The sequence below is a fragment of the Bradyrhizobium sp. genome, assembly GCF_035309285.1.
Lineage (GTDB): Bacteria > Pseudomonadota > Alphaproteobacteria > Rhizobiales > Xanthobacteraceae > Bradyrhizobium.
Genome location: NZ_DATGFH010000045.1, coordinates 13424 through 28028, shown reverse-complemented (window position 1 = coordinate 28028; position 14605 = coordinate 13424). Strand labels below are relative to the sequence as shown.

Annotated in this window: 13 protein-coding genes; 3 read left to right on the top strand and 10 right to left on the bottom strand. The window is 63.0% G+C overall.

What is annotated here, in order from left to right; translation table 11 throughout:
• Positions 1-68: 68 nt before the first annotated feature.
• On the bottom strand, positions 69-302 hold the full coding sequence (locus tag VKR55_RS09720; RefSeq protein ID WP_324402271.1) for a cysteine rich repeat-containing protein: 234 nt from the start codon (positions 300-302) through the stop codon (positions 69-71).
• Positions 303-784: 482 nt separating this feature from the next.
• On the opposite strand from VKR55_RS09720, the gene VKR55_RS09715 reads away from it, so the two are divergent.
• The gene (locus VKR55_RS09715) at positions 785-1288 is read left to right on the top strand and encodes a hypothetical protein (protein WP_324402269.1); all 504 of its coding nucleotides are present in this window, start codon (positions 785-787) and stop codon (positions 1286-1288) included.
• 93 nt (positions 1289-1381) lie between these two features.
• On the opposite strand, the gene VKR55_RS09710 is transcribed toward VKR55_RS09715, so the two are convergent.
• The 4 genes from VKR55_RS09710 to VKR55_RS09695 form a co-directional block, all read right to left on the bottom strand.
• Positions 1382-3754, bottom strand: coding sequence for an efflux RND transporter permease subunit (locus VKR55_RS09710; RefSeq protein ID WP_324402267.1), 2373 nt, complete (start codon positions 3752-3754; stop codon positions 1382-1384).
• Between the two features lie 221 nt (positions 3755-3975).
• Positions 3976-4755 (bottom strand): ethanolamine ammonia-lyase subunit EutC, encoded by a 780-nt coding sequence (eutC, locus tag VKR55_RS09705; RefSeq protein ID WP_324402265.1) that lies wholly within the window; start codon positions 4753-4755, stop codon positions 3976-3978.
• A gap of 4 nt (positions 4756-4759) precedes the next feature.
• Entirely contained in the window at positions 4760-6346 is a 1587-nt protein-coding gene (locus VKR55_RS09700; RefSeq protein WP_324402263.1) for a B12-binding domain-containing radical SAM protein, read from the bottom strand.
• A gap of 145 nt (positions 6347-6491) precedes the next feature.
• Positions 6492-7892 carry an ethanolamine ammonia-lyase subunit EutB gene (locus VKR55_RS09695; protein WP_324402261.1) on the bottom strand — a complete coding sequence of 467 codons (1401 nt, stop codon included), beginning with the start codon at positions 7890-7892 and terminating at the stop codon, positions 6492-6494.
• Between the two features lie 280 nt (positions 7893-8172).
• Here VKR55_RS09695 and VKR55_RS09690 point away from each other — a divergent pair, with 280 nt between their 5' ends.
• Positions 8173-9873 carry a methyl-accepting chemotaxis protein gene (locus VKR55_RS09690; protein WP_324402259.1) on the top strand — a complete coding sequence of 567 codons (1701 nt, stop codon included), beginning with the start codon at positions 8173-8175 and terminating at the stop codon, positions 9871-9873.
• A gap of 174 nt (positions 9874-10047) precedes the next feature.
• The gene (locus VKR55_RS09685; RefSeq protein WP_324402257.1) at positions 10048-10797 is read left to right on the top strand and encodes a GntR family transcriptional regulator; all 750 of its coding nucleotides are present in this window, start codon (positions 10048-10050) and stop codon (positions 10795-10797) included.
• Positions 10798-10968: 171 nt separating this feature from the next.
• On the opposite strand, the gene VKR55_RS09680 is transcribed toward VKR55_RS09685, so the two are convergent.
• From VKR55_RS09680 to VKR55_RS09660, 5 genes are all read right to left on the bottom strand, one after another.
• Positions 10969-12078 carry a Zn-dependent alcohol dehydrogenase gene (locus VKR55_RS09680; RefSeq protein WP_324402255.1) on the bottom strand — a complete coding sequence of 370 codons (1110 nt, stop codon included), beginning with the start codon at positions 12076-12078 and terminating at the stop codon, positions 10969-10971.
• 139 nt (positions 12079-12217) lie between these two features.
• Positions 12218-12526 (bottom strand): DUF6166 domain-containing protein, encoded by a 309-nt coding sequence (locus VKR55_RS09675; protein WP_324402254.1) that lies wholly within the window; start codon positions 12524-12526, stop codon positions 12218-12220.
• Positions 12527-12551: 25 nt separating this feature from the next.
• A complete protein-coding gene (locus VKR55_RS09670) occupies positions 12552-12740 on the bottom strand; it encodes a hypothetical protein (protein ID WP_324402252.1) in 189 nt (62 codons plus the stop codon).
• Positions 12741-12750: 10 nt separating this feature from the next.
• Positions 12751-13143, bottom strand: a complete 393-nt coding sequence (locus VKR55_RS09665) for a hypothetical protein (RefSeq protein ID WP_324402250.1) — start codon at positions 13141-13143, stop codon at positions 12751-12753.
• The gene (locus VKR55_RS09660; protein ID WP_324402248.1) at positions 13140-13925 is read right to left on the bottom strand and encodes a sterol desaturase family protein; all 786 of its coding nucleotides are present in this window, start codon (positions 13923-13925) and stop codon (positions 13140-13142) included. The genes VKR55_RS09665 and VKR55_RS09660 overlap by 4 nt, the downstream gene beginning before the upstream one ends.
• Positions 13926-14605: the final 680 nt, after the last annotated feature.

The following is a 14605-nucleotide window of genomic DNA, read 5'->3' as shown; positions in this document are numbered from 1 at the left end:
ATATAGGGGAAGACGCCGCCAAAACCAATGCTGTCCGGGGGCCTCTCTCGCGATCCGGCGGAGTGCGCTTACTGACCGTGAGTCTTGAGCACCGTGTCACAGGCCCGGCTGATCTTGGCGCGGTGGTCCTTCAGGCAGGACAGGACCACGAGATCACCCTGATCGATCACGGGGCGGCAGAAGCGCTGCGCGTCGCGGGTGCAGGCCCTCTGTTCCTCGGGCGAGCCGCGCCCGCCTTGTGCGAAGGCTGCAGTGGAGACGGAAAGCGACAGCAGGGTGAGAGCCAGGAGAGTTTTACGCATCTTGTTCTTTCATTCTCAGAGCAGGCCAATCCGCCCCGGATTGCGCCAGGGCGCGCCGAGAAGGCTGGTCCAGGTTGCGGGCGCCGCAAGCGGCCGTGACCGCACAAGCGCCGGCAAATGCGGCCAAATTTGCGACGACCGGAATGTTCGGCCTCAGGTCTTCGGGAGCGGGCTCATTGACACATATAAGTTTTTGATACTAGGACATTATTTGCCGCGGCCGATTTTTTTCATTTGGCTGTTGCATGGCTGCATGACGAGCCTTTAAATCGGCGCCTGCAAATCATCCGAGAAGGTCTGGTTTTGCCGATTTCGCGGCGGAAACGAGGCGATGCAGGTTCAGCGATGATCGCTGCACTTGCGGAATCCGCGCAGACGGGCGCGTGCTGTCATTTGAACCTAACACTGGACGGCGACACTAAACCTTCGATGCGGCGAGACGTATCTTCGTGAAGAACGTCATTTTAATGGGAAAACTCGATATGAATCTGTTTGGCTCCAGCCTGCTTGGACAGGCGATCAAGGCCGCGGGTGTCGGCGCCGCACTGATGTTGTCGGCGTCGGCAGGCTACGCCCAATCGTCCGGTCCGTTTGCAGGCTTCGACGGCCGATGGTCGGGCACCGGCACTGTCAAGCTATCCGACGGAACGACCGAACGCATCCGCTGCAAGGCCGACTACAGGGTCAACGGCACGGGCCTGGGGCTGAAGCAACAGCTTCGCTGCGCGAGCGACAGCTATAAGTTCGACCTCACCAGCGACGTCACCTCCAACGGCAACCGCATCTCGGGCAATTGGAGCGAGGCAAGCCGCAACATCTTCGGCAATCTGCAAGGCACCGCCGGTGGCGGCCAGATCGACGTGTTCGTCGAGGCCAACGGCTTTGCAGCGAGCCTCACGCTGCGCACCAACGGCAGCAAGCAGACCGTGCAGATTTCATCCAAGGGCGAAATCCGCGGCGTCAACATCACGATGGTGAAGGGCTAGTCCGCGCAAAAGCTAAGCAGGCGGATCGTCAACGCACAAAGCCCCGGCCCGATGCAATCGGGCCGGGGCTTCTTTCTTGCGCGAAGAGATATATCAACCGAGCGCGTTGCCCGTACGGCCGCCACGGAGCTTCTCGGACAGATTGATCAGCCACATCGCGGTCGGCCGCAGGATGAAGAGGTCGGCGACAAGAGCCGCCACCATCGCAAACGCGCTGAGCCAGCCGAACAGCCTGAGCGACGGCAGATCGGAGAACACGGTGACGACGAGGCCGCACGCAAGCACCACCGTGGTCAGAATCAGCGCAGGTCCCATCAGCACGGTCGCACGCTCGACCGCGACCGCCGACGTGACACCAGGCTTGCTCTCCAGCCGCAACCGGTTGAGGAAGTGGATGGTGGCGCTCAGCCCCAAGCCGAACGACACGGTGAGCGCGACCACGCTCGCAAATTGCAGTCCCTCGCCGAGCGCATAGAGCACCGTGCCGGACAGCACCACCGGGAAGATGCCGGGCAGGATGCAGGCGAACATCACGACCCAGGAGCGGAACGCCAGCCCGATGAACATCGCCACCAGTGCGAATTCGATGGTGAGGCCGCGATTGAGCTTTTCGATCATGTTGGCCGAGTTGCGCGCGGCGATGGCTGCAAGGCCGGTCACGGCGATCTCATAGCCGGGATGCTTGGCGCGCACGGCGTCGAGCTCATGGTCGAGCTTTTTGATCACTGGCAAGAGCTGGCTGGAATCGAGGTCGGGTACCCTGCCCGCGACCACGACGGCATCCTGCTCCTTGTCGATGAAACGCCGCACCAGATGCTCGGGGATCACGTTGACATATTCCTTCAGCGTCGCGACGTCGCTCGAGCCGGCCTTCTCGGCGAGCCAGCGACGCAAGGTTTCCAGCGACCAGACGTTGCCGACGCCCGCGGTCTTCTCGACCGTGGCGTGAACGTCGGCGATGGTCTGCAAGGTCTCCGGCGAATAGAGCGATTCACCCTTGGGGAACGTGATCAGCACGTTGACCGGATTGGCGCCGGTGAGCTTCGCATCGAGGCGATTGCTGGCAGCAACCGCCTGGCGCTTGTCGGGCACCTGGTCGGCGAGGCGATAGCGCGGCTGCAGATTCGCGTAGATGCCGGCAAGCGAGCCCACGAACAGCACGGCGATGAGGCTGAACAGGCCGGGCCGGCTTACCATCCGCACCGCGATCCAGTAGCAGAAGTTGCGCAAGGCCTGGACCCCGGCGTCCGCGCTCTGGAATTTGGCGGCGAAGACCCTCTCGTTGCGAACGAACAGCACACCGAAAACCGGAACCAGCGACAACACCGCGATCAGCGCGATGATGGTTGCGGCAAGTCCGGCCTCGCCGAACTTGCGGATCAGGTCCGAATTGGAGAATTGCAACGCGATGAAGGAGATGCCGGCGGTGCCATGGGTCAATACGCAGGCGGGGCCGACCACCAGCACCGCGTTCTTGAACGCGGTTACCTTGTCCTGGCCGGCGATCAGGCGGTCGCGCGCGGCAAAGGTGAGCTGCATGGAGTCGGAGAAGCTGATCACCATAATGAGCGGCGTCATCACGTTCAGGAACATGTTGAGGTTGAAATTGGCCCAGCCGAGGCCACCGAGCGCGAGCAGGATCGCAATCAAGGGCGGGAACGCCGCCACCACCATGAAGGAGATCTTGCGGAAGAAGATGATGGCGATGATGCAGCCCGCCAGGATGCCGAGGATGTTGTAGGTCAGCCCGTCACGCTCGACCGCGTTGCGGATCTCGAGCTGCATCACCGGAACGCCGGACAATTCCACCTTCAGCCCGGTGTCGCCGAGGTCTTGCTTCATCAGGCTGCGGATGTCGCCGACCACCTTGCCGAGCTGGCTGCTGGCAACGACCTTGGGCTCGAGCGACAGCACGATCAGCGCGAGCGTGCCGTCCTCCGATAGCAGCTTGCCGCGGATGATCTCGTTGGATTTCACGGTCTCGATGAATTTGGCGTAGTCGGCGCCCTGCGGCAGCTCGGACGGGAACAGCGCCGCCGGCAGCTTGCCGGGCGCGGGCGCCTGACGCGCGGAGAACAGCGAGACCAGGCCACGGGTGCCGTCGACGAGCTGCAGATCGGTGACGAAGTCGCGAAGCTTCTCGAGGTTATCGCGGGCGAGCAGGTCCTTGCCTTCGACCACGACCAGAACGTCGAACTCCTCTGCCGGGAATTTCTTCGTCACTTCCTCGTATTGATGGTATTCCTTGGTATTGGATCGGAACAGTTGCGAGAGCGAGTCGTCGATCTTGATGCGCTGGATGCCGAACAGTGCGCCGACGATCAGCAGCGCCAGGATGATGCAGGACAGGATCGGCGCCTTCATCGGGATCAGGCCGAGCCGCTCCAGGCCGAACGCGATGCTCTTGGCAGGCGGCTCCTCGACCATCTCGACATGGATTTCATTGTCGCGGGTTTTCTCGAGCATGCTCTGTCCAGTTCTCACGTCGGCTCGGTCTGATAGCTTGGTTTTAGGGAACGCGCGAATGACCTCGAAAGACCGTCATCTGGCCGGCGCTAACCCTTGAAAATAGACGGAAAATCGCGGGGACGACGTTTAGCAGGTTCGCACCCTTTGTCGCAAGCGCGGGCGCGTTGTCGAAATCAACGCGTAATAGGCCAATTCGCGCCTCGTAAGTGGCAGATTTGTCACGTTCGCGTGGATTTATCGGCGAGGCGCGGCGGCGTTGCGTCGCCGCTTTCGTCCTTGAGCCCCACGCCGGTGATTCCCCGGGAAAACCCCTGCCCGATCAACCATGCGATCTTCAACGCGGCCTCGTCATAGGTGAGCCCGTTGCCGTGGATATTCGAGACGCAGTTGCGGCTGGCGTCGGTCAGGCCGATCCGGGGCGCGAAGGTGAGATAGGCGCCGAGGCTGTCGGGCGCCGACAGGCCCGGACGTTCGCCGATCAGCACGGCAACCATGCCGGCGCCAGCGATCTCGCCGATCTCGTCGCCGAGTGCGACGCGCGCGCCATTGGCGATGACAACGGCGCCGATGGCCACGTCGTCGGCCTCGAGGCGCAGCTTGAGCTCGCGCATCAGCGGAGCCGCGTGCGCATTCACTGCGGTTGGCGACAACCCGTCGCCGATCACGATCGCGAGCTGGCCGGCGGCATCCAGGCTCCGCAGACGTTGCACCGATGCGTCATCGAGCCTGCGGCCGAGATCGGGCCGGGCGAGATATTGCCGGCGGCTCTCGGTGCGGCTTGAGACCTCGATGGCGCGAAGGCCGAGCGCGCCGAGCGCGCCGGCGAGCGCTGCCGCATCGAAGTCGGCATGCACCGCATCGCGGGCGCGCGCATGATCGAGCGTGAAATCGAGCAAGGCACGGGTCGGCAGGCTCGCGCCGGAGCGGCCGAGCGCCACGCGCGCCGGCGTCAGTTCCCGCAGGTCCGTGACCGATCGCGACGGCGAAGGTTGCTTCAAAGGATTACTCGGCCGGCATCTGCGCCTCGCGCAGGCGGAGCGAGTAGTTCGAGGCATTCTGCCGGCCACTCGAGGCCGCGCGCGCGTACATGATCAAATGGTGGCCGATCAGCACAGAGGCGATCAGGCCTTCGACATCACCTTTCCGCAGCCGGCGCAGTGCGAACTTCCAGAACTCGCGCTTGTAGGGGCCGAGCACGCCGACCTTCCAGAAGATGTTGCGCAGCATGACGAGCGCGCGACGGATGTTCTTCCAGCTCTTCATTTCCGGCGCAATCGGCACTTTCATCCGATTGGCATTGGTGTAGTCGCACTGATGGTCGTAACGCGCGAACAGCCGGGCCGGCTCATAGGCGATCGCCATGCACCGCTTCCAGGAGCCGATGACCTCGTCATAAGGCAGCAGGAATTTCACATTGGAATCGCGATCCTCGTCATGGATCAGGCGTCCCTCGCGCTCCAGTCGGTCCCACAGCGGTGTCTTTGGCAGCGCCTGCAGCAGGTTGATGGTCAGGAGCGGAATCTTCGATTCGTCGACGAACGCAAGCAGCGCGTCCGCGGTGCCGGGCTTGTCCGTATCGAGCCCCATGATGATGCCGGACACGACTTCCATGCCGTAGGAATTGATGGTCCGGACCCCCTCCAGGATGGGGACCATCATGTTGTGGTCCTTGTGCATCGCCTTCAGCGCGTCGGGATCGGGCGTCTCGATGCCGCAGAAAATCGTATGGAAGGCGGCCTCGCGCATCTTTTCGAGAATTTCGGGCCGCTTGGCGATGTTGAGCGTCGCCTCGCAGGCGAACCGCGTGACATAGCTGTGCTTCTTCTGCCACTCGATGAGGTGCGGCAAGAGGTCGAGCGCGGCCTTGCGGTTGCCGATGAAATTGTCGTCGACGAAATAGACGGTGTCGGCGATGCCGCATTCGCGCATCTTGTCGAGCTCGGCGATGATCTGCTGCGGCGTCTTCAGCCGCGGATTGCGGCCGTAAAGCCCGGGAATGTCGCAGAACTCGCACTGATAGGGGCAGCCTGACGAATATTGCAGGCTGCCGAGCAGGTACTTGCTCACCTCGGCCAGCTCATAGGCCGGAAGCGGAAAGTCGTTCATGGCGACGCGGTCCTTGGTCGCGAACACGACCTGCTCGCGCGGACGCGAGGTGTCGCGCGAAAGTCGCGCGATCAGCTCATTGGTGGCGTCGCCGAGCTCGCCGACATGCAGATAGTCGAAGGCGGGATAGTAGTCCGGGCAAGCGCTGACCGAGGGGCCGCCGATCGCGGCCGGGCGATTGAAGGCATGCGCCCGGCGGCAGATGTCGTTCATCTGCTGGCGCTGGATATGCATGCCGCTGACGAACACCGCTTCCGCCCATTGGAAATCCGCATCGGTCGCAAGACGGAGGTTCTCGTCCACGAAGCGGACCTGCCAATGCTCCGGCAAATAGGCGGCGATCACGAGCAGGCCCTGCGGCGGCATGAAGGCCTTGACGCCGTCGGTCAGGGGATAGGCGTATTCCCAGGTGCCGAACGCGGACGTGTATCGCGGGAAGACGCACAAAATCCGGCGAGACGTGTCGATGCCGTCAGCTCTCATCAAACTTCCTCTGCAACAACGCTGGCAAATCCGGCAAACGACGTGTCAAAGATCACGTAAGCATGGGCCACAAAATTCGGCTACAAATTCCTCAACATTGTGGCGAGCCAAGCTAACGTTTGGTCGCGATTTTGGTTGCTAAAGTTCAAATTTTAGATGCAGTGCGGTCGATCAGCCGCGACGCAAAATCGGGCAGCAGCCCCGCATTTCCGACAAGGCGGAAGGCGGCGTCGGCCAGCCCCGCTTGCACCAGCCAGTCGTCGAACTCCGGCGCGCGTTTCAACCCGAAGAGGTCGCGGACATAAAGGGCGTCGTGGAACGAGGTGGACTGGTAGTTCAGCATCACGTCGTCGGCTCCCGGCACCCCCATGATGAAGGTGACGCCGGCGGCGGCGAGAAGCGTCAGGAGGTTATCCATATCGTCCTGATCGGCTTCCGCATGGTTGGTGTAACAGACGTCGACCCCAAGCGGCAGGCCGAGCAGTTTGCCGCAGAAATGATCCTCCAGACCGGCGCGAATGATCTCCTTGCCATCGTAAAGATATTCCGGGCCGATGAAGCCGACCACGCTGTTGACAAGGAGCGGACGATAGGCCCGCGCCACGCCATAGGCGCGCGCTTCCAGCGTCTGCTGGTCGACGCCGTGATGGGCATTGGCCGAGAGCGCGGAGCCCTGCCCGGTCTCGAAATACATGACGTTGTCGCCGACCGTGCCGCGCGACAGCGAGCGGCCGGCGTCATGCGCTTCACCGAGCAAGGCTAGGTCGACGCCAAACGAGCGGTTGGCGGCTTCCGTACCTGCAATCGACTGAAAGACGAGATCGACCGGAAGCCCCTCGCCGATCAATTTCAGCGTCGTCGTCACATGCGTCAGCACGCAGCCCTGGGTCGGAATCTTGAGCCGGACAATGATCTCGTCCAATAGCCGCAGCAGGCTGCCGATCACGGCGGGATCGTCGCTCGCCGGATTGATGCCAATGCAGGCATCGCCAGAGCCCAGCAGGAGCCCATCAAGGATCGAGGCGGTGATGCCCCTGGCGTCGTCGAAGGGATGATTGGGCTGCAGCCGCGTGCTCATCCGGCCCGCGAGGCCGACGGTGTTGCGGAAGGACGTTGTCACCTCGCATTTCTTCGCCGCCAGGATCAGGTCCTGGTTGCGCATCAGTTTCGAGACGGCGGCCGCCATTTCCGGCGTGATGCCACGGGCAAGCTTCGTCAAGGCTTCGGGGGTTGCCGCGTCCGACAGCAGGAAATCGCGGAAGGCGCTGACGGTGAGCGACGCGACCGGCGCAAACGCGTCTCGATCATGACCATCGAGGATCAGCCTCGTGACCTCGTCCTGCTCGTAGGGGATCACGGCTTCCTCAAGGAATTGCGTCAGCGGGACATCGGCGAGCGCCATCCGCGCCGCGACCATCTGTTCCGCACTATCGGCCGCAACCCCCGCCAGACGATCGCCCGAGCGCGGCGGGCTCGCCTTGGCCAGCAAGTCGCGCAGGCCGTCGAAGGCATAAGTCGTCTGATCGATGGTGTGGCGATAGACCATGGTCCCTACCCTACGCCGGAGGCGGCCATTTTGAGAGACGATGTTGCGAAGAGATGACACACCCCTCGCGCAAGCCTGACCCGGGCGCCGGTATCATGCTGCAACTATCTGATTCCGATAGGCAATTCCTGCACGCGTTGCGTAGCTCGGAAGCCCGCGGATTAAGACTTTATCCATGAACATTACGCATAATTTTTGGACAGACGACGCGCTCCCCCTGGGGGTCTTGCTGAGGGGACGTAGGGACTGACATCACAAAATTCAGGTTCGGTCAGGCATCATGGCATCCAGGCTCTCGCTGGCGGCACGGCTCTATTCGATCTTCGCGCTGTTCGCGCTTCTGACCGCGGCGATCGCCGTGCTGTCGGATCACAACACCCGCATGGCCGCGGAGCTGACCAAGGCGATCGAGACCGCCAACCTCGCCGCGCTGAATGTCGAGCGGGTCAATTCGCTGGTCTATGCGGTGGTGATGGAGTCGCGCGGCGTCTACATGTCGACCGAGCCCGCCAAGGTAAAGAAATTCGGCGACGGGCTGCTCAAGTTCAACGACAAGATCATGGGCGTGGTCACGAAATGGGAAGGCATCGTCCAGGCCGATGACGCCGAGCAGTTCGCGACCTTCAAGAAGCGCATCGCGCAGTTCGTCGACTTCCGCAAAGAGCTGGTGCGCCGCGCCTACGAGATCAGCCCGGCCGCGGGGCGTGAATGGGGAGACAACGACGCCAACCGCTCGGTCCGCTCCGCGCTGAACAAGGACCTCGAGGCACTCTCCAAGGTTTATGCCGAGCGCGCCAGGCGCATCGTGCAAGAGACCGACGCCAACCACCAGCTTTCCTTCGTCCTGACCTGCCTCGGCGGCATCGCCCTGGCTCTGGTGGTCGTCGGCGTCATCATCATCGCGCGCTCGATCGCCCGTCCCCTGTCCGTCATCACCACGACCATCAAGCAGGTTGCAGAAGGCGCCGAAAATGTCGAGGTGCCGCATACGGCGCGCAGCGACGAGATCGGCGCACTCGCCCGCGCGATCAAGGTTTTCCAGGAGGCGATGGAGCGCAACCGCAAGCTCAACGCGCAGGTCTCGGAGCAATCTTCGGCGCGCCAGGAGCGCAGCCGGCATGTCGAAGCTTCCGTCGAGGAATTCCGCCAGGCGATCGGCGCGGTGCTGCATGCGCTGACGGACAATGCGTCGGCGATGCGCAACACCGCGCAGACCATCAACCGCGTCACCTCCGACGCCAATCAGCGCGCTGTGGCGGCCTCAGGCGCCACTGCGCAAGCCTCCGGCAACGTCTCGGCGGTCGCCGGCGCGGCGGAAGAGCTGTCCGCCTCGGTGCAGGAGATCGGCCGGCAGGTCAGCCATTCGGCCGCCGCGGTCGAGCACACCGGCCAGCGCACTGAGAAATCGATCGCCGAGATCGAGAGCCTGGCGGCTGCGACGCAACGGATCGACGGGGTGCTGACTCTGATCCAGGCGATCGCCGAGCAGACCAATCTCCTAGCGCTCAATGCCACCATCGAGGCGGCGCGTGCGGGCGATGCCGGCCGCGGCTTTGCGGTGGTCGCTCACGAAGTGAAGGCGCTGGCCGGCCAGACAGCGAAGGCGACGGAAGAGATCGGCCAGAATGTCGGCATGATCCAGTCTTCGACCAGGAATGCGGTCGACGCCGTGCGCGAGATCGGCGGCGCGGTGCGCGGGATCAACGACATCACCACCACGATCGCGGGCGCCGTGGGCCAGCAGGACCAGGCGACCCGCGAGATCTCCGCCAACGCCCAGTCGGCGGCCCAAGGCAACGAGACGCTGGTGAACAATATCAACTCGCTCCGCGAAGCGATCGGCGAGACCAATGCGGCTGCCGCTTCCGTGCTCGCCGCCTCCGACGACCTTGCCACCACCGCCGACACGCTCTCGCGCGAGGTGGAGAAGTTCTTCCAGGACCTGCGCGGCGGGTCGGCGGAAGAGCAAAAGGTTGCTTAGCATCCGGCCGAGCCTGAGCTGGCGCAAGGCTTCTGGACGACGCTACCACAAGGGTGGATTAGTTAGCCGAAGGCGTAACCCATCCTACGAAACCACGAAACGTTGCATCGCTGCGAGTCCGGTGACATATCTGTCGTGTACCGGTGATTGACCAGCGTAGGATGGAACGGACGGATGGCCGAGGTAAGAAAATCCCGATTCCTGAAGGCGGCGGCTGCCGACAAGCGCAGCGCCGCATCCCCCTCGCCTGCCGGCAAGCGGCGCAAGCGCGGCGGTTCGACCTTCGTGCAGGGCGACGTGACGCTGACCGACAAGGCCTACGCCGAGATCGAAGAGCTGATCGTGACCTTGCAGCTCCCGCCGGGCACCGTGCTATCGGAGCTTGTGCTCGCCAGCCGGCTTGGCATCGGCCGCACGCCGATCCGCGAGGCGCTGCAGCGACTGTCGCGCGACGGCCTCGTCAACATCCTGCCGCGGCGCGGCGTGCTCGTCTCCGACATCGACCTGCGCTCGCAGTTGCGGCTCCTGGAGGTCCGCCGCGCGCTGGAGCGGCTGATGGCGCGCAGCGCCGCCGAGCGCGCCAGCGAGGACGAGCGCAGGCAATTCTCCGAGATCGCGGCCGGGATGTACCGCGCCTCCGATCATGAGGACGACATCTCGTTCATGCGGCTCGACCAGCAGTTCAACACGCTGGTGTCGCTCGCCGCGCGCAACGAATTTGCAAGCCGCTCGATGGGCCTGATGCATGGGCTGTCGCGCCGCTTCTGGTACCAGCACTACAAAGAGGCCGCCGACCTGCCGCTCTGTGCACGCCTGCACGCCGTAGTGGCCGAAGCCATCGCCAAACGCGAGCCGGACAACGCGGCAGAGGCTTCTGATCGGCTGATCGACTACATCGAAAGTTTCGCGCGCTCGACGCTGTAGCTCGTTTCCCTCTCCCCGCTCTTCGCGGGGAGAGGGTCAGGGTGAGGGGCTCTATCCGGGTAAACGGTGGGTGAAGAATTCGTGGATGGCCCCCTCACCCGGAATTCAAGCTCCGCTTGAATTCCGACCTCTCCCCGCAAGCGGGGCGAGGTGAAAGAATGCAGCGGTGCTCTAAAACTCGATCACGGTCCGGATCGACCTGCCCGCGCGCAGATCGTCGAAGCCGCGGTTGATGTCCTCGAGCTTCATGCGGGCGGTGATCAGTTCGTCGAGCTGCAGGCGGCCGTCGAGATAGGCCCGCGCGAGATACGGAAAATCGCGCAAGGGTCGCGCGCCGCCATAGCTCGAGCGCCGCAGGCGCTTCTCGCCCATCAGCGAGCCCCAGCGGAAAGAGACGTCATTCGCCACATCGATCTTGCCAAGCCAGATCACCTCGCCGCCGACGCGCACGGCCTCCGTGCTCTGGCGGAACGCGGATGGGTGGCCGGCGGCTTCGAGCACGACGTCAACCCCGCGGCCGGATGTCACCGAGCGCGCGAACTCGACCGGATCCTGCGATCTGGCGTTGACCGTGTGCGTCGCGCCGAGCTTGGTCGCAAGCGACAGCTTCGCATCGTCGAGATCGACCGCGATCACCGCGCCTGCGCCAGCCATCACCGCACCCTGCAGCGCAGCAAGGCCGACCGCGCCGCAGCCGATCACCATCACGGTGTCGCCATGGGCGATGTCGGCGATATTGAGCGCGGCGCCGACGCCGGTCATGACGCCGCAACCGATCAGGCAGGCGCGGTCGAACGGGATCTCCGTCGGCACCACGATCGCCTGCTGCGCCGGCAGGACGCAGTATTCGGCAAAGGCGCCGAGGAACATCAGATGCTGCAGCGCGCTGCCATCGGCGAAGTTTGCCTTCGATCTCCCGTCGAAATGCAAACCCCGCGGCCCCTCGCCCAGATACGTGTCGCACAGGATCGGCTGGCCGCGGTCGCATTGGAAGCAATGGCCGCAATGCGGATTCCACGACAGGATCACATGGTCGCCGACGCTGACATTGCCGGCCTCGGCGCCAACGCGCTCGACCACGCCCGCCGCCTCGTGCCCCAGGATCATCGGTAACGGATAACGCAGCGAGCCATCGATCACTTCGAGATCGGTATGGCACAGCCCGGCGGCGCGGACTCTGACGACGACGTCGGTCGGCGCGGGATCGCCGGCCGTGACCTGTTCAATCGAAAGCGGCGTCCCGCTCTGTCGCAGCACGGCGGCACGATATTGCAATGGCATGAAGTATTCTTTCTAAGGGACAGAAGTGAATGGTGACGTCGATGAATCGTTGCGGTGCCTGCGGTCCACCTCTCCCCGCTGGGGAGAGGTGGACGGAAGGTGCGGAAAAATCGTTCTGGTCAAGACTCACTCTGACTTGCTACGCAGCCCGGCCGCCGCGGAGCGCTGCAATCGCCTGGTCGATGTCGGTGCTGGTCATCTCCCAATCATTGTCGAAATTGGCGACGATGCGCTGCATGAAGCTGCGATAGACGTTCTTGGCTGCTTCGGCATCGCCGAGATGATCGAACAAAAGCGCGAACGCAAGCTGCGACGGCTCCGGCCCCTCGTAGCTCCATTCAAAGCCATAGTCGGTGAGCTTCAAGAGAGCATAGTGGGGCGACAGTGGCTTGCCGTCTACAAGCACCAAAATGCCGTCGATGGTGCGTTCCCCCGTGTATCTCTTCATCGCCTCCCCTCCGCACGGCTGTGGGCTATCTCAGTGAATTCGACTTCTTCTTCTGCACTTCCGGAAACACCCACATCGCGATGACCGCGAACACGCCCAGGAAAGCGACCGCATAGCTCGGTCCGATCTGGCCGAGATGGACCATGAACAAATAGGCACCCAGCGCGGTCAGCAGCCAGGCCAGCGACAGCAGCAATTTGACATGATGGGGCATCGTCTCCTCCTCAAATCTCCCACGCGTGCCGCGCGCCGATCAAGATCAGCGCGACAAGTGCGGTGACCATGACCCCGGCCGCGACCGCAAGCCCCGCGCGTCCATCGCGGAAGCGGGCCGAAACGGCCTGGAACAGCTCGGGAATGAACAGGAACAGGAGTCCGGCGACCACGATGATCGTGGTCCAGCGCAACTCGGCAACCGCAAAGGCAAGCGTGGCGGCAAGCAGCGCAAGCCAGATCGCGGTATTGCCGAGCACCAGCGGCGCGGGATTGCGTGCCTTCCCCCGGCCACTTGCCCGGAGCGGATACATGCCAGCGAGCTGGAAGAACGCGAGGCAGCACACGCTCCACAGCAGCACGAACCAGGACAGCGCGGTCACGTTCGGTTCGAGATGATTCATTCGGCAGGCACCGTAGACGACGCGACTCGCGGTGTCCGCGCGGTCTTGCGCATGTCGGTCTTCACATCGCGCGTATCGTAGCCGTTGAAGACGTGTCCGAGCAGGCCGCGATTGAGATCGGAGGTGCCCATCAGACAATCCATGATCGGGAATGTCAGGTTCATGTTCCGCTCCATCATGATCGACTGGTTGTGATGGGCGGTGTGATGGCGCCGGATCGTGTTGACGAACGGCGTCACGCGCACGAACCAGTTCTCGTCGACATGGCAGCAGAAATGCATGAACTCGTAGATCAGGTACATCGAGGTCGTGGTGGTGATCAGGAGCCAGCCGACATTCAGCGAGATCAACAGGCCGAAGATGATCGCCGGCGGGATCGACATGAAGGTGAACACCACCAGCGCGTAGGGCGGAAAAAAGGTGACGCGCCAATCGTAATGATCGGCAAAACGCATCTCCTGCTCGGTGAAGAACTGGTGATGCATCAGCGTGTGCCGGCTGTAGATCGCGCGGAACACGGCGAAATTGGACGGGCGGTGCATCACGTAGCGGTGAATCCACCATTCGAAGAAATTGGCGGACAGGAACACGACGGGAATGGTGAGGTATTCCCACCAGCGCACGTCATGGACGTTGGCGAGATAGACGTAGAGCGCCGTGAAGCCGATGATGTAGATCAGCGCGATGTGCAGCCAGCCATTGTACCAGCCGGCGACGCGCTCGCGGTAATTCTCCCGGTACTTGCGCTGCCGCTCGTTCATCGGCGTCGAAGCAAGCTCCATGGTGTCCTCCCTAGACCCAATCCCATCTGACATATCAGTAGCACATCAGATGCGCAATGCAAGACGGTGCGGTCGGCTGCCCGGCAGGCGACTGATTCGCCCGTCGGCCGGAAAAATCGGCTCGATTTGGCCGCTATGGCGTGACTTGCGCGTGCAAAATGCCGCCAGACCCCTGCGCCAAAAGGCGAACTTCGCGATCCGATTCAAGCTGATTTGGCCTGTCCAGCCGCAACGCGAAAAAATATTTCGTCTCCGCCTTTCAGAAACCAACGATTGGTTCGGCGGATCCCGCCTCGCACCGACGACCCGGAAGGGCCATTCGGCATGGCCGTTATGCACAAATTGCCCGTCGCGCTACTTTGTCGCACTATTTCGATATTGTCGAAATCGGCAAATCAGAAATACATTCGGCGCCATCCCGCCTCGACACGAGGGACGTTCGGCCAATCGTCACGACACGTGAGGCGGGTTGCGATGGACGCTGTCGCCGCGCAAGGACGAAGCGCGTTCGGTACGTTCGACGAAGCCGTGTGGTCCCGACACCCCGATGCTGGTGTCAAGTCCGCGAGTTGATTGCGGGCGACGGTGACTACAAAGCCCGGTACGCCGAGGAGAGCACGGAATAAGTCGTCCAACATCGCGCGGGGAATGCCGGACGTGTTCGGTTGTACCTGTGTTGA

Bases quoted from the DNA above. Each gene is read 5' to 3' on its own strand.
- VKR55_RS09720 (WP_324402271.1), bottom strand. From the start codon at position 302: ATGCGTAAAACTCTCCTGGCTCTCACCCTGCTGTCGCTTTCCGTCTCC.
- VKR55_RS09715 (WP_324402269.1), top strand. From the start codon at position 785: ATGAATCTGTTTGGCTCCAGCCTGCTTGGACAGGCGATCAAGGCCGCG.
- VKR55_RS09710 (WP_324402267.1), bottom strand. From the start codon at position 3,754: ATGCTCGAGAAAACCCGCGACAATGAAATCCATGTCGAGATGGTCGAG.
- VKR55_RS09700 (WP_324402263.1), bottom strand. From the start codon at position 6,346: ATGAGAGCTGACGGCATCGACACGTCTCGCCGGATTTTGTGCGTCTTC.
- VKR55_RS09695 (WP_324402261.1), bottom strand. From the start codon at position 7,892: ATGGTCTATCGCCACACCATCGATCAGACGACTTATGCCTTCGACGGC.
- VKR55_RS09690 (WP_324402259.1), top strand. From the start codon at position 8,173: ATGGCATCCAGGCTCTCGCTGGCGGCACGGCTCTATTCGATCTTCGCG.
- VKR55_RS09685 (WP_324402257.1), top strand. From the start codon at position 10,048: ATGGCCGAGGTAAGAAAATCCCGATTCCTGAAGGCGGCGGCTGCCGAC.
- VKR55_RS09680 (WP_324402255.1), bottom strand. From the start codon at position 12,078: ATGCCATTGCAATATCGTGCCGCCGTGCTGCGACAGAGCGGGACGCCG.
- VKR55_RS09675 (WP_324402254.1), bottom strand. From the start codon at position 12,526: ATGAAGAGATACACGGGGGAACGCACCATCGACGGCATTTTGGTGCTT.
- VKR55_RS09670 (WP_324402252.1), bottom strand. From the start codon at position 12,740: ATGCCCCATCATGTCAAATTGCTGCTGTCGCTGGCCTGGCTGCTGACC.
- VKR55_RS09665 (WP_324402250.1), bottom strand. From the start codon at position 13,143: ATGAATCATCTCGAACCGAACGTGACCGCGCTGTCCTGGTTCGTGCTG.
- VKR55_RS09660 (WP_324402248.1), bottom strand. From the start codon at position 13,925: ATGGAGCTTGCTTCGACGCCGATGAACGAGCGGCAGCGCAAGTACCGG.